Source organism: Burkholderia sp. Tr-20390, assembly GCF_017104595.1.
Taxonomy (GTDB): Bacteria; Pseudomonadota; Gammaproteobacteria; order Burkholderiales; family Burkholderiaceae; genus Burkholderia.
On the sequence record NZ_JAAGPC010000042.1, the window covers coordinates 24,885 to 39,780 of the forward strand.

The 14,896-nt window shown below is 67.2% G+C and carries 11 protein-coding genes; 6 read left to right on the plus strand and 5 right to left on the minus strand.

Annotated features, from left to right (window positions below; translation table 11 throughout):
* Window positions 1–14: 14 nt before the first annotated feature.
* Window positions 15–1,670, plus strand: coding sequence for an APC family permease (locus G3N98_RS14140; RefSeq protein ID WP_206148498.1), 1,656 nt, complete (start codon window positions 15–17; stop codon window positions 1,668–1,670).
* 162 nt (window positions 1,671–1,832) lie between these two features.
* On the opposite strand, the gene purU is transcribed toward G3N98_RS14140, so the two are convergent.
* The gene (purU, locus tag G3N98_RS14145; RefSeq protein WP_089475439.1) at window positions 1,833–2,717 is read right to left on the minus strand and encodes a formyltetrahydrofolate deformylase; all 885 of its coding nucleotides are present in this window, start codon (window positions 2,715–2,717) and stop codon (window positions 1,833–1,835) included.
* 169 nt (window positions 2,718–2,886) lie between these two features.
* Window positions 2,887–3,792: a LysR family transcriptional regulator gene (locus G3N98_RS14150; RefSeq protein WP_174950624.1), complete on the minus strand. Its 906-nt coding sequence runs from the start codon at window positions 3,790–3,792 to the stop codon at window positions 2,887–2,889.
* A gap of 275 nt (window positions 3,793–4,067) precedes the next feature.
* Here G3N98_RS14150 and betC point away from each other — a divergent pair, with 275 nt between their 5' ends.
* The 5 genes from betC (at window position 4,068) to G3N98_RS14175 (ending at window position 11,280) form a co-directional block, all read left to right on the plus strand.
* The gene (gene betC / locus G3N98_RS14155; RefSeq protein WP_206148499.1) at window positions 4,068–5,603 is read left to right on the plus strand and encodes a choline-sulfatase; all 1,536 of its coding nucleotides are present in this window, start codon (window positions 4,068–4,070) and stop codon (window positions 5,601–5,603) included.
* 45 nt (window positions 5,604–5,648) lie between these two features.
* On the plus strand, window positions 5,649–6,617 hold the full coding sequence (gene choX, locus G3N98_RS14160; RefSeq protein WP_206148500.1) for a choline ABC transporter substrate-binding protein: 969 nt from the start codon (window positions 5,649–5,651) through the stop codon (window positions 6,615–6,617).
* Window positions 6,618–6,876: 259 nt separating this feature from the next.
* A complete protein-coding gene (locus G3N98_RS14165) occupies window positions 6,877–8,016 on the plus strand; it encodes a porin (protein WP_089426849.1) in 1,140 nt (379 codons plus the stop codon).
* 373 nt (window positions 8,017–8,389) lie between these two features.
* Window positions 8,390–9,802 (plus strand): cysteine--tRNA ligase, encoded by a 1,413-nt coding sequence (gene cysS / locus G3N98_RS14170; protein WP_206148501.1) that lies wholly within the window; start codon window positions 8,390–8,392, stop codon window positions 9,800–9,802.
* Between the two features lie 227 nt (window positions 9,803–10,029).
* Window positions 10,030–11,280 carry an MFS transporter gene (locus tag G3N98_RS14175; protein ID WP_206148502.1) on the plus strand — a complete coding sequence of 417 codons (1,251 nt, stop codon included), beginning with the start codon at window positions 10,030–10,032 and terminating at the stop codon, window positions 11,278–11,280.
* A gap of 58 nt (window positions 11,281–11,338) precedes the next feature.
* Here G3N98_RS14175 and G3N98_RS14180 read toward each other — a convergent pair whose 3' ends face one another.
* The 3 genes from G3N98_RS14180 to G3N98_RS14190 all read right to left on the minus strand — a co-directional run bounded on the left by G3N98_RS14180 (window position 11,339) and on the right by G3N98_RS14190 (window position 14,880).
* On the minus strand, window positions 11,339–11,707 hold the full coding sequence (locus G3N98_RS14180) for a YbjQ family protein (protein WP_069252350.1): 369 nt from the start codon (window positions 11,705–11,707) through the stop codon (window positions 11,339–11,341).
* Window positions 11,708–11,834: 127 nt separating this feature from the next.
* Window positions 11,835–13,088 carry a M20/M25/M40 family metallo-hydrolase gene (locus tag G3N98_RS14185; protein WP_206148503.1) on the minus strand — a complete coding sequence of 418 codons (1,254 nt, stop codon included), beginning with the start codon at window positions 13,086–13,088 and terminating at the stop codon, window positions 11,835–11,837.
* A 79-nt stretch (window positions 13,089–13,167) separates the two neighbouring features.
* The gene (locus tag G3N98_RS14190) at window positions 13,168–14,880 is read right to left on the minus strand and encodes a M36 family metallopeptidase (protein ID WP_175239177.1); all 1,713 of its coding nucleotides are present in this window, start codon (window positions 14,878–14,880) and stop codon (window positions 13,168–13,170) included.
* Between the last annotated feature and the right edge of the window lie 16 nt (window positions 14,881–14,896).

A 14,896-nucleotide genomic window follows, 5' to 3' on the forward strand; every position in this document is an offset into this window, starting at 1 on the left:
ACAGGAGGAATTGGATGAGTCAAGCAGGACTGCGTGCGAATCGCACCAGTGATGTTGAGGCAACCATCTCACATGATTCGCCGGGCCACACGCTGCATCGTGGCCTGACTTGGAAAGACGCTTTTTGGGTAACGAGCGGCGTGCCGGCAGGCGTGCTGTTCACGATCGGCGGCGTATGCGCGACGATCGGCCAGCCCGCTTGGGCGATCTGGATCGCCGCGATCACGATGGGGCTGGTTCAAAGCGCGACTTATGCGGAAATATCGGGGCTATTTCCCCATAAATCGGGCGGCGCGTCCGTGTATGGCGCGATCGGCTGGGTTCGTTACAGCAAGCTGATTGCCCCGGTTTCCGTGTGGTGCAACTGGCTCGCGTGGTCGCCGATGCTCGCGCTCGGCTGCGGCCTCGCGGCGAGCTATGCGCTCACGAGTCTCTTTCCCGCCGACGCGGCGGTGCTGCACTGGCAGCTCAAGGTTGCGGATCTCGGGTTCATCAAGCCCGGTCTGTCCCTGCGGATCAATGCGACGTTCATCATCGCGACGATCCTGCTTCTCATTACGTTCAAGCTTCAACACAGCGGTGCATCGAAGGCTGCGCGTACGCAGCGCATTCTCGGCATCGCGTCGCTCACGCCGCTGTTGATCGTCGGCATCGTGCCGTTCATCACGGGCGACGTGCCGATGTCGAACCTGCTCCCGCTGCTGCCGCTCGGTCACGACGCGCACGGCAATCTCACGGCCGCGACGTTCGGCTCGTGGAACGGGCAGGGCGTCACGATGGCGCTCGGTGCGATGTTCATGGCCGGCTGGGCGTCGTACGGCTTCGAGACGGCCGTCTGCTACACGCGTGAATTCCGTGACCCGCGTCGCGATACCGCCAAGGCGATCTTCTGGTCGGGCGCACTGTGTCTCGTCGTGATGACGCTCGTGCCGATGGCGTTCCAGGGCGCACTCGGCACGCAGGCGATGCTCGATCCGTCGATCGGCGACGGCACCGGCGTCGCGGCCGCGATGGCGAAGATCGTCGGCGGCGGCGCATGGGTCGCGAATGCGGTCGTCGTGATGCTGATGCTGTCGATCCTGCTGATCGTGATGACGTCGATGATGGGCTCGTCGCGCACGCTGTACCAGGCATCGGTCGACGGCTGGCTGCCGAAGTACCTGTCGCACGTGAACGAGCACGGCTCGCCCACGCGCGCGATGTGGACCGATCTCGGCTTCAACCTCGTGTTGCTGATGATGTCGGACTACATGACGGTGCTGTCGATCTCGAACGTCTGCTACATGCTGTTCGTATTCCTGAATCTTCAGTCGGGCTGGATCCACCGGATGGATCGCGGCAACTGGGATCGGCCGTTCCGCTGCCCGACGTGGCTGCTCGTCGGCGGCGCGATCTGCGGGTATGCGAACCTGGTGTATGTCGGTGCGGGCGCCAACCTGCAGGGCGAGGGCACGCTGCGCAACGGGCTGATCGCGATGCTGCTGATCGTGCCGGTGTTCCTGTTCCGTCACTACTGGCAGGATCGCGGCCGGTTCCCCGCGCAGATGCAGCGCGACATGGAGCTCGAGGTGCCGAAGCGCGCGATGTGGCTGAGTCTGATGCCTTACGTGGCGCTGGTTGGCGCGGGGCTGACGATCTGGCTGTCGTATTACTTCGCGTGGGTAAAGTGACGCGGTAGCGCACGCGCTGCGGCGCGCGGCGGCTCCGGAAACCGCACCCGGAGCGTTGCGCGGCGCATCGCGCGCAACGTGGCGACAAAAAAAGGCTCGACCGGTACCTACCGGTCGAGCCTTTCGCGTTTCTGCCGCGTGCCGAACGCGACGCCTTTCCGCTTACGGAAACACCACCGTCCGGTCCCCGTTCAGGAACACCCGCCGCTCGATGAACGCCTTCACCGCGCGTGCGAGCGTGAGCGATTCGACATCACGCCCGACCGCGAGCAGCTGCTCCGGCCGCAGCGCATGATCGACCCGCTCGACGACCTGTTCGATGATCGGGCCTTCGTCGAGATCGTCGGTGACGAAGTGCGCGGTCGCGCCGATCAGCTTCACGCCGCGCGCATGGGCCTGGTGATACGGCTTCGCGCCCTTGAAGCCGGGCAGGAACGAATGATGGATGTTGATCGCGCGGTTCGCGAGCTTCGCGCTCGTCTCCTGCGACAGCACCTGCATGTAGCGCGCGAGGATCACGAGTTCGGCGCCGCTCGTCTCGAAGAAGTCGAGCCACTGCGCTTCCTGCTGTGCCTTCGTCTCGGCCGTGATCGGGAAGTGGCGGAACGGCAGCCCGTGCTGCGCGGCGAGCGGCTCGAAGTCGGGATGGTTCGACACGATGCCGACGATGTCCATCTTCAGCTCGCCCATCCGCCAGCGGAACAGCAGGTCCGCGAGGCAGTGCTCGAGCTTCGACACCATGATCAGCACCTTGGGCCGCGCGTTCACGTCGTGGATCGCCCACTGCATGTCGCCCTGCTGGCCACCGAGCCCGGCTGCGATCGGTGCGAATTCGTGGCGAAGCGCATCGATCTGCAGCGTTTCATCCGTCGGATGAAAGACGCAGCGCACGAAGAAGCGGTTGCTGAGATCGTCGTCGAACACGTTCAGCGCATCGACATAGCAGCGATGGCGATCGAGAAAGCCGACGACGGCGGCGACCTGGCCGGCCGCGCTCGCGCACGACAGTGTCAGGACGAATTGATCGGGGCGGTGCTCGGCGGTCATGAGATTCCTCGGATGGCATGGGCGCACGGCCGTGCGGCGGCGCACGAAAGCGCCGCGTCGCGCGGGTAGCGGGAGGCTCAAGTAAATCAGGACGATTTCGGGGCGGATAGAACCAACGCGCCGTGTGGCTGGTATCGGCGCGCCAGCACGCGGGGGCGCGGTGCGCCCGTCACGCGCTCGCGCACGCGTCGAGCAGCCAGCGCCGGAACACGTGGGTCGCGTCGGGCTCGGGCCGCTGCGGCGGCCGCACCAGGAAGTAGCCGCGCGACGTGACGACCGGCGCGTCGACGAGCTTCACGAGCTGACCGGACGCGACGAGTTCGTCGACGAGCGGCGACCAGCCGAGCGCGACGCCCTCGCCGAGCAGCGCCGCATGGATCACGAGCGCGTAGCTGTTGAAGGTCACGCCGCGCGCGGCGGCGGCCGTATCGAGGCCGTGCGCGTCGAACCAGCCTGACCACGACAGCCAGCGCTCGGGGCGCGTCGGCTGCACGTGCAGCAACGGCAGGGCCGGCAGGTGCTCGGCCCGCGCGACGTGCGGGTGCGCGTCGCGGAACGCGGGCGAGCAGACAGGCGTGACCGATTCCGGAAAGAGGCGTGCGGCGGTGCACGATGGCCAGTGGCCGTCGCCGAACAGGATCGCGATGTCGCCGTGGTCGCGCTGCGCGTCGTAATCCTGTGACGTGACGACGCGCACGTCGACATCCGGCATCACGCGCTTCAGCCCGGCCAGGCGCGGCATCAGCCAGTAGGTCGCGAAGCCGAAGTCGGTGACGATCGTGAGCGCGCCGTGCTCGCGGCGCGCGCGCAGGGTCGCGGTCGCGCCGCGCAGCGTGTCGAGGCTCAGCCGCACGGCTTCGTACAGGCACTCGCCGTCGGCCGTCAGCGTGACGCCGCGCGGGCTGCGCTCGAACAGCGGCACGCCCAGTTCGGCTTCGAGCTGGAACACCTGCTGGCTCACGGCCGGCTGGGTGGAGCCGAGCTCGCGCGCGGCGGCCGTGAAGCTCGCGAGCCGGGCGGCCGATTCGAACGCGCGCAGCGCCTGCATCGACGGTAACGGTTCGGATTTCGACATAAGTCTCTCTAATGGCCCCATAAGGGCCGGACGCCTACCCGCGCGAATTCGGGCGGGTGATAGTGCTTCGGACGGTGCGGTACCTGCGCTTCGCGGCCTGCTTCAAAACCTGCTTCAAAGCCTGCTTCACGGGCGCCGCGCCACGCATTCCGCGATTCTAGCCAGCGCGGCCCGCCCGTGCGGCACTTTCGTCGAGCCGCTTCCGTCATGCCGGACGTCCCGCTGCGCGAGCGGCGCGCCGGTCCATTCGAACACCGTTTTCCCCACGACAGCCGATGACGAACCCGACACCCAACATCCTGATCCTGATGGCCGACCAGCTCACGCCGTTCGCGCTGCCGGCCTATGGCAATCGCGTCGCGCGCACGCCGACGCTGGACCGTCTCGCCGCGCAAGGCGTGGTGTTCGACGCCGCGTACTGCGCGAGCCCGCTGTGCGCGCCGTCGCGCTTCTCGCTGCTGACGGGCAAGCTGCCGTCGGGGATCGGCGCCTACGATAACGCCGCCGAATTGCCGGCGCAAACGCTGACCTTCGCGCACTACCTGCGCGCGGGCGGCTACCGGACGATGCTGTCCGGCAAGATGCATTTCTGCGGGCCCGACCAGCTGCACGGCTTCGAGGAGCGCCTCACGACCGACATCTATCCGGCCGATTTCGGCTGGGTGCCCGACTGGGACAGCCCGACCGAGCGGCCGAGCTGGTATCACAACATGAGTTCGGTGCTGGAGGCCGGCCCGTGCGTGCGCACGAACCAGCTCGATTTCGACGACGAGGTCACGTTCGCGGCGAAGCAGAAGCTGTACGACGTCGCGCGCGAGCGCGCGGCCGGGCACGATGCGCGGCCGTTCTGCATGGTCGTGTCGCTGACCCATCCGCACGACCCGTATGCGATCACGCGCGACTACTGGGATCTGTACAGCGACGACGACATCGACATGCCGGCCGTGCGGCTCGATGCAGCGGAAAGCGATCCGCATTCGCAGCGGCTGCGCTTCGTCTGCGAGAACGACCGCACGCCGCCCACCGATGCGCAGATCCGCGCCGCGCGCCGTGCTTACTACGGCGCGACGTCCTACGTCGACGCTCAGTTCGGCAGCGTGCTGGCCGCGCTCGAACAGTGCGGATTCGCCGACGATACGATCGTGATCGTCACGTCCGACCACGGCGACATGCTTGGCGAACGCGGGCTCTGGTACAAGATGACGTTCTTCGAAGGCGGCTGCCGCGTGCCGCTGATCGTCCATGCGCCGCGCCGCTTCGACGCCGCGCGCGTGCGCGGGCCCGTGTCGCACGTCGACCTGCTGCCGACGCTTGTCGACCTCGCCGGCGCCGCGCCGGCCGGCGGCTGGCCCGACCCGATCGATGGCGCGAGCCTGGTGCCGCACCTGCACGGCACGCCGGCGCACGACGTCGCGCTCGGCGAATACCTGGCGGAAGGCGCGGTCGCGCCGGTCGTGATGATCCGCAGCGGCGACTGGAAGTACGTGCATTGCCCGCTCGATCCCGACCAGCTGTACAACCTGTCGGACGACCCGCGCGAGCTGACGAACCTCGCCGACTCGCCGGAAGCGGCCGACGTGCTTGCCGCGTTCCGCGCGCAGGCCGCGCAGCGCTGGAACCTGCCCGAGCTGGACCGGCAGGTGCGAGCCAGCCAGCGGCGCCGGCGCTTCCATTACGCGGCCACGACGCAAGGCCGAATTCAGGCGTGGGACTGGCAGCCGTTCACCGACGCGAGCCAGCGCTACATGCGCAATCACATCGAACTCGACACGCTCGAGGCGATGGCGCGGTTTCCGCGAGTCGGGCGCTGAGCGTACCGCATCGTGATCATTGAAGAACGACGGAGGAAGCGAACCATGAAACGGCAACGCAATGCAGCAATCCGAAGGATCGGCGCGGCGCTCGCCGCGGCCGCGTGCCTGATGACGACGCAGGCCGCGTACGCGGCCGACCCGCAGACGTGCGGCGACGTGAAGATGGCGGCGCCCGGCTGGACCGACATCGACGCGACGAACGCGATGGCGGGCGTCGTGCTGAAGGCGCTCGGCTATCGGCAGGACGTGGCGAACCTGTCGGTGCCGATCACGTACCAGGGGCTCAAGAAAGGGCAGGTCGACGTGTTCCTCGGCAACTGGATGCCCGCGCAGGCGCCGCTCGTGAAGCCGTTCGTCGACGAGAAATCGATCGACGTGCTGCACGCGAACCTGAGCGGCGCGAAATTCACGCTCGCGGTGCCCGATTACGTGGCGGCCGCCGGCGTGCATACGTTCGCCGATCTCGCGCGCTATGCGGACCGCTTCGGCGGCAAGATCTACGGGATCGAGCCCGGCGCACCCGCGAACCAGAACATCAAGCGGATGCTGTCCGACCATGCGCTCGGCGCGGCGAACTGGTCGCTGGTCGAATCGAGCGAGACGGGCATGCTCACGCAGGTCGAGCGCGCGGTGCGCGACAAGCGCTGGATCGTGTTTCTCGCATGGGAGCCGCACCTGATGAACACGAAGTTCCACCTGACCTACCTGTCGGGCGGCGACGCGTATTTCGGCCCGAACTACGGCGGCGCGACGGTCAATACGGTCACGCGCGCCGGGTTCGCCGGCCAGTGCGCGAACCTCGCCAGGCTGTTCCGGCAGATGACGTTCTCCGTCGACGTCGAGAACCGGATGATCGCCGACATGCTCGACCACAAGACGTCGCCCGTGCTCGCGGCGCAGCATGCGCTGAAGGCCGACCCGGCGCTGGTCGCCGGCTGGCTCGACGGCGTGACGACGGCGGCCGGCGCACCGGGCCTGCCGGCCGTGCGCGCGGCCCTCGACGGCCGCTGATTCCCTCCCTTCCGGCGGCCGGTTTTTACCGTGCCGCCTGTCTACGTGTTTTCCCGATCCGTCGCATCGTGACCATTTAGTGTCGCCTTCAGACGGGTGACCCGAAATATGGGTTTGTATTTTTCGCCAATGGCTGCGTTATTGCGGAAAACGAAATACCAAAGCCAGCGGGCGTACCGAATTCGAATCCACCGGCGCATCGCGGCACGCGCCGGGACGAGATTCTATCCATCGAACGGTTCAGGGAGGGTGGTCGATAATGAAGCATACGAAAGTTGCCGTAGCCGCCGCGCTTGCATGCGCGGCCTGTATTCCCGCCATTGGCCATGCGCAAAGCAGCGTGACGCTGTACGGGATTCTCGACGCCGGCATCACGTACGTGAACAACACGGGCGGCTCGCACGTGGTCAAGTTCGACGACGGCGTCGCGTACGGAAACCGCTTCGGCCTCAAGGGCACGGAAGATCTCGGCGGCGGCCTGAAAGCCGTGTTCACGCTCGAGAGCGGCTTCCACCTCGGCAACGGGCAACTCGGCTTCGGCGGCGCGGAGTTCGGCCGCCAGGCGTATGTCGGCCTGCAGAACGACTGGGGCACGCTGTCGTTCGGCAACCAGCTCGACATCACGAACGAGCTCGTATCGATCTACAACATCTCCGCGTGGGGCAGCGGCTATGCGATCCACCAGGGCGACTTCGACCGCTTCAACGGCGACCGCCTGCCGAACTCGGTGAAGTTCCTGTCGAACGATCTCAGCGGCTTCAAGTTCGGCGCGATGTACTCGTTCGGCAACGTCGCGGGCAACTTCCACCGCAACAGCGCATGGAGCGCGGGCGCGAGCTTCACGAAGGGCGACTTCTCGATCGGCGCCGCGTACACGCGCCTGAACAACCCGAACGGCATCTATGCGTTCGACCCGTACGCGATGATCGGCACGCATACGTTCCTCGGCCAGCAGACCGTCACCGTCGATCCGGCGACCGGCGCCCGCACCGACCTGTTCTCGAACACCGCGATGGACGTCGACAGCCAGGGCACGTTCGGCATCGGCACCAGCTACACGATCGGCAAGCTGACGCTCGACGCCAACTACTCGTACACGACGATCAAGGGCTTCGGCCAGTCGTCGCACATGCAGGTGTACGAAGGTGGCGGCCTGTACCAGTTCACGCCGGCGCTGAGCCTCATCGCGGGCTACCAGCACACGCGCTTCGAAGGCCACCACTGGAACCAGGGCACGGCCGGCCTGCATTACCTGCTGTCGAAGCGCACCGACATCTACATCTCCGGCGATTACCTGCGCGCGTCGCAGGGCGTCGATGCGGTGATCGGCTACAGCTTCACGCCGTCGACGACGCAGACGCAGGCCGACGTGCGGATCGGGATGCGGCATTCGTTCTGAGCGGGATGGGGTGGGGCAGCGACGTCTTCAGCGAGCGGTCTCTCTTTGGCGCGAACCTCGGTTCGCGCTTTTTTTTGCCGGGCGTGAGCGGGCACGAAAGCCGTCCGGCCCGGCCGTCAGCCTGGCCAACCCCCGGGAAACAGCGCTCGGATGGTATTGACCATTGCCGTCTATAGGCGCTAGCATCGTCCGCATGCTTGATCTCGCCCTTTCCCCCTCCTCGTTCATCCGTGCATGTTGTCAGGACATGCCAGGGGGACGTTGCGTCTAGCGAATTCGCTGAACATTCAAGCAATCGCCTTCCGGCCGCCTGTGATGCAAGACAGGCGGCCTTTTTGTTTTTGGGCCGACACTTTCCAGACGGAGAAACTCGATGCCGCTTGCGCTGTATGACACCTGGTCGCGTACCGTGCGCCCCTTCACGCCTATACGGGCCGGGCAGGTCGGCATGTATTGCTGCGGCCCGACGGTCTACGACGATGCCCACATCGGCAACCTGAGAACCTACGTGTTCGAGGATCTCCTGCGCCGCGTACTGGAACGCAACGGCTACGCGGTCCGGCACGTCGTCAACATCACCGACGTCGGCCACCTGACGTCGGATGCGGACGAAGGCGAAGACAAGATGGAGAAGGGCAGCCGTCGGACCGGCGAATCGGCGTGGGCCATCGCGCGGCGCTACACCGAGGCGTTCGTCCGGGACTGGCGCGCGCTCAACCTGCTCGAGCCGACGGTGTGGTGCCGCGCCACCGATCACATCGCCGAACAGATCGCGTTCATCGATACGCTCGACCGGGCCGGCTACGTCTATCGGACGGACGACGGCCTCTACTTCGACACCAGTCGGCAGGACGACTACGGGTATCTCGCGCGGCTGGACCGCGCGGGGTTGCAGGCGGGCAAGCGGGTAGCGCTGGGCGGGAAGCGGAGCATCACGGATTTTGCGTTGTGGAAGTTCAGCCCGGCCGGCGTCAAGCGGCAAATGGAATGGGACAGCCCGTGGGGGCGCGGCTTTCCGGGCTGGCATATCGAATGCTCGGCGATGTCGGCGAAGTATCTCGGGACGTTGTTCGATATCCATTGCGGCGGCGAGGATCATATCGCCGTGCATCACAGCAACGAGATCGCGCAGACGCGGGCGGCCCACGGCACGCAGCTCGCGAACTACTGGATGCACGGGCACTTCCTGACGCTCGACGCCGATACGAAGATGTCGAAGTCGAGCGGCGATTTCGTTCGTCTGCAGACCTTGCAGCGCCGCGGTGTCGATCCGCTCGCGTACCGCTACCTGTGCCTGACGGCCCATTATCGAAGCAAGCTGCATTTCACGTGGGCGTCGCTCGACGCGGCGCACACCGCGCTGAATCGACTGCGGCACCTCCATGCCGGCTGGCCGGACGGCGGGCAGGTCGATGCGGATTTCGCGGCGCGCTTCGATGCCGAAGTGAACGAGGACCTGAACCTGCCGAGGGCGCTCGCGGTGCTGTGGGATCTCGTCAGGAGCAACCTGCCGCCTGCCACCCTGAAAGCGACCGTCGACAGCTTCGACGCGGTGCTGGGCCTCGGGTTGCGCGAATGGCGGCCGGTTGCGTTCGACGTTCCGGAACATGTCCGCGGGTTGCTCGGTGAGCGTGAGCGCGCGAGGGCGGACAAGGACTGGGCGCAAGCCGACCGGATCCGGGAAGCGTTGAGCGCCGAGGGCTGGAGAGTCGAGGACACGCCGGAAGGGCAACGTCTGTTCGGCATCGCGATGGGTTCGAGCGATACAGGCGGCCCGCCGCGGTAAAGCGCGCGGGCCGCCTGTATCGGAAGATCCTGTAGCCCGGCATCGACCCGGCGGCCGCGATCAGCGTGGCCGCCGGAATCGTCGGCACCCACACCTGCGGCCCGTTTTTCGCGGTTGGCATATCATCGCGCTTTGGCCGCGTCGGCACCGTTGTCGCGCGCACGCGTCGGCGTGCGCCGTCGTTTCTCGAACGGTACCGGCGCGCAGCGCCGCCTGCCGAGACCTCGATGACCGACTCCGTGCCCGACCCCAGCCCTTTATCCCCGTTACCCGCCAACCTGTTCCGCCATGTCCCGTTCCAGCGTTTCTGGGGCACGCGCGTCATGTCCTCCCTGGCGTTCCAGATCCTGTCGGTTGCCATCGGCTGGTACGTCTACGCGCTCACGCACAGCGCGTTCGCGCTCGGTCTCGTCGGCCTCGCGCAGTTCGTGCCGATGTTCGCGTTGACGCTCGTCGTCGGGCAGGTGGCCGACCGCTACGATCGTCGACGCATCGCGACGATCTGCCAGGGCGTCGAGGCGCTGGCCGCCGGCGTGTTCCTGCTCGGCGCCACGCAAGGGTGGCTGGCCGCACCGGCCGTGTATGCGCTCGCGGCGATCGTCGGCACGGCCCGCGCGTTCGAGTCGCCGTCGGTGTCGTCGCTGCTGCCGGCCGTCGTGCCGCGCACCGACCTGCCGCGCGCAACCGCGCTGTCGACGTCCGCGAACCAGGCCGCGCAGATCCTCGGGCCCGCGTTCGGCGGGCTGCTGTATGGCGTGGGCGCGCCCGCCGCGTTCGGCACGAGCGTCGTTGCATTCGCGATCGCGGCGGTGCTGAGCGGCACGATTCCGCTGCGCAGTGCGCCGCCCGCCCGCGAGCCGGTCACGCTGCGCTCGGTGTTTTCGGGCATCGCGTTCATCCGGCGTGAGCCGGCCATTCTCGGCGCGCTGTCGCTCGACCTGTTCGCGGTGCTGTTCGGCGGCGCGACCGCGCTGCTGCCGATCTACGCGCGCGACATCCTGCAGGTCGGCCCGTGGGGGCTCGGTGCGCTGCGTGCGGCGCCTGCGGTCGGCGCGCTCGCGGGGACGCTGTGGCTCACGCGGTTCCCGCTGAAGGGGCGGCCGGGTCGCGCGATGTTCGGCGGCGTGATCGCATTCGGCATCGCGACGATCGTGTTCGGGTTGTCGCGGCACTTCGCGCTGTCGCTCGTGGCGCTGGCCGCGCTCGGCGCGTCGGACGTCGTCAGCGTCGTGGTGCGGCTGTCGCTCGTGCAACTGCGTACGCCCGACGACATGCTCGGGCGCGTGAGCGCGGTCAATTCGCTGTTCATCGGTACGTCGAACCAGCTCGGCGAATTCGAGTCGGGCGTGACGGCCGCATGGTGGGGCGCGCCGGCGGCGATCGTCGTGGGTGGCGCCGCGACGATTGCGGTCGCGCTCACGTGGATGCGGTTGTTCCCGCAACTGCGAAACATGACTTCGCTGGAACGAGAGCACTGAAGCGATACCGACGCCGTTTCTGCGATCGTGTGGGCGGCCGGCGCGTAACGGTTGACGGTCAGGCGCCGGCGTCGCGCGCGACCCGCACGGCCGTGCCGTAGCAGATGACTTCCGTGACGCCCGCCCCGATCTCGGTCGAGTCGTAGCGCATCGCGACGATCGCATTCGCGCCGAGCTTGCGCGCGTCGCCGAGCATCTTGTCGAACGCTTGCTGGCGCGCCTTCTCGCACAGCGACGTATACAGCGTGATGTTGCCGCCGAAGAGGGTTTGCAGCGACGCGCCGAACGAGCCGACGATCGAGCGCGAGCGCACGATGATCCCCTGTGCGACGCCGAGCGAGCGGACGGTCGTGTGGCCGGGCAGGTCGAATGCGGTCGTGACGCGTTCGGGCGTGAGATCGTCGAACGAGCGGGAGATATCGGTCATGGCATTGCACCGTGTTGCTGAAGTGGGCGAATGACGATTCTATCCGGAACGGCTAACGGGTTCGGCCGGGTTCGAACGGGCGCGCCCGCACCACGCGCCCGTTCCACCGCCCCCGGCCGTCGCCGGGTCAACGCTTGACGGTCGCGCTGCCGTTTCCGCCGAGATCGACCGCGTAGGCCAGCGCCAGCTTGCCGAACTTCAGCGCGTGATTCGCCTGCCGATCCGAATTCTCCAGCGTGTCGTTCACGGTGTGGATATACGGGCTGTCGTTCTGGTCGGCCTCGAACGGGAACGACGCCGGATACCCTTGCGCATTCCACGACGCGTGATCCGAGCACGCATACCCGCACTGCGACGTGCCGATCGCGAGTTCCGGCAGGTAGGTCTTCGCCAGATTCGTCAGGTAGGTGTTCTGCGACGCGTTCGTGTAGTCGGTGATCAGGTAGATATCCTTCGGATCGCCCTTGTAGTTCGTCATGTCGAGCTGCAGCACGCCGACCACGTTCGCGTTCTGCGCGCGGAACTGCTTCGCGATCGCTTTCGAGCCGAGCAGCCCGGCTTCCTCGGCTGCGTACCCGACGAACTTGATCGTGCGCTTCGGCTTGTAGTTGTTCGCCAGCAGCACGCGCAGCGCTTCGGTGAGGCTGGCGATGCCCGACGCATCGTCATCCGCGCCGGGCGAGCGCGTGTTCTCCGTCGTGCGGCCGACCGTCGAATCGAGGTGGCCGCCCAGCACGACGGTGCCCGCGGCCGGATCGCTGCCGCGAATCGTCAGGATCACGGATTTCTGCGGAAAGCCGGTGTGCGCGAACTGTTCGACGGTGATGTCGGCGCGTGAGCCCGCCAGCTGCTTCCACTGCAGTGCGAGCCAGTCCGATGCGGCGACGCCGTGTGACGTCGTGTAGTAGCGGTTCGTGAAGCCGGACAGCGACGTGATCGTGCCGACGATGTTGCTGGCCTGCAGCTGCTGGATCCACGTGCCGATCTGCGGCGCGTTCGATACCTTGTACACGGAGGCGGCGGCCTGTTTCGCGAGCGTCGGCGGCAACGGCTGCAGTGCCTGGCGCGCGTCGTCGAACGAGTCGTGCACGACATAGCCGGGCCCGTGGCCGCGCGTATGGTGGACGGCGTGGGCCAGCTCGCCGAGCCGTGAATCGTCGATTTCGACGACGTGAACAGTTTCGCGGCGCGCGGTGCCGTCGGCCGTCTTGCCGGCGTCGAGGGTCGTGCTGTATTGCGCGGTGGCGCCGGCGTCGATGCGTTGCAACTGGCGGAACGCCGCGTCGCCGAGTGTGATCCACACCGGCGTCGCATGCGCGGCGGCGGTCAGCAGCATGCCGCCCAGCGCGGCGCTCAGGCGGGTCAGTTTCAGAGTAGGCATGTTCGATCTCGTGAGGATGGCGATGTCGAGGAAGAGGGCGCGCCGCAGGTCGTGCGAGGCGCCCCCGCCTGCTGCGGAACTACGACTTCTTCGGTACGGTCACGCCGTACGTGCAACTCTGGTTGTACGCATTGCCGATCGCGGTCAGCTGCGCGCTGCTGTAGCCGAGCGCGGACGCAGCCGTCAGCACGGCCTGCGCGGCGGCCTTCTGGTTGGTCGAGCTGTTGGTCATCGACAACCCTTTCAGGAATGCCTTGTCCATTGCCTGCGCACCGATCGCGTCGCGTGCGACGAGGTTGCACGACGCCCAGTACTGGCCGGCCGTATGGATCTCCGCGCCGCGTGCCTGCGCGTAGGTGCGCCCGACGTTCCAGTTGGTCACGCGGCCGCCCCAGAACTCGTTGTGGCCGTCCCAGTTGTAGACCCAGTGGTATTGGGCATCCGACGGGCTCCACTGGTTGAAGTCGCGGCTGTACGCGGCGGCGAGATAGTCGCCGGTGCCTTCCGACAGTCCTTCCTGCTGCGACAGGCCGCCGTTCGTCACCCAGTCGTGGATGCCGTGGCCGAGCTCGTGGATCACGACGTCCGCATCCTCGGCATCGTCGACGCCGCCTTGCCCGAAGGTCAGCCGGCCGCTGCTCGACGAGTACGACGAGTTGTCGTCGCCCGATTCGCCGTGCGGGTCGTACTGCACGCCGCCGGTGTACTGGTACGGCAGCGCCTTGATACCGAGCGTCTGGTTCACGTAACGCAGGAACGTGTCGATGTGGTAGTACACGTTCACGGCCTCGAAATACAGGTTGCCGCGCGTGAACTCGAACGCGGGCGTCGACTGCACGGGGCACGCCTTGTCGAGCGGCGCGTCGAAATCGATGCACGACGCGTACGGCCCCGTCAGCGTGTAGCGCCCGCCCGACTGCGCGAGATCCTTCAAGGTCACGCGCACGCGTGCGGCGGTGAGCTGCGAAGAGTCAGCGTCGTTGCTGTCCTTGAATCCCGTGCTGCCGTAGCTGCTCCTGGTCGGCGACAGCGGGTCGGGCCGGAACACGAAGCCCGTGCCGTCGGTCGCGTAGAACGCCTTGTCCTCGGCGCGCAGCACGTCGCCGCTGCCCGAGTCGATCAGCAGCTCCCAGTCGCCTTTCGGGCCGTCGTTCGGGCGGCCGCGCACTTTCCATACGGTATGCGTGCCGGTCTTGTCGACGAACGCGACGAGCTGCGCATCCAGGTTCGTGAAGCCGCTCACGCCGAGATACGCGCGGGCGCGGTCGAGCGCCTGCTGCTGGTCGACGGCCTGCGACTTGCGCGACGTCGCGACCACGCCGTTGATCGTGTTGCTCGCGACGTACAGGATGCGGCCGTCCTTCGCGACCGTCACCGCGATATCGCTGCCGTAGACGGGCAAGCCGGCCGCCTGCTGCTGCAGGCGCACGACGGTGAAATCGGCGTCGTTGCGCTCCGACGTGACGACGAGGCTCGCGAGCGCGGTCGCGTCGAGCCCGAGCTGCGCGGCCTGCGACGCGACGAAGTCGCGCGCGGTGGCGGCGGGCGTCGTGGCGGTTTTCTTCGCGCGATACGCGGGGTTGTACAGCGTGACGGCGACGCCGTCCGCGCGGAACTGCCCGGCGGCCGTATCGGCCTTGGCGGCCGGCGGCGCGACGCCGCGCGTCAGGCTTTCGCGCAGGCTCGTTGCTTGCGGGTTCGACACTTTCGTATCGGCCGCGGTGCCGCCGACGATGCCGAAACCGAGCGCGAGACCCAGGGCGAGCGGCAGTGCTTTGCGTGATGTCTGCATACGTGATCCTCATCTC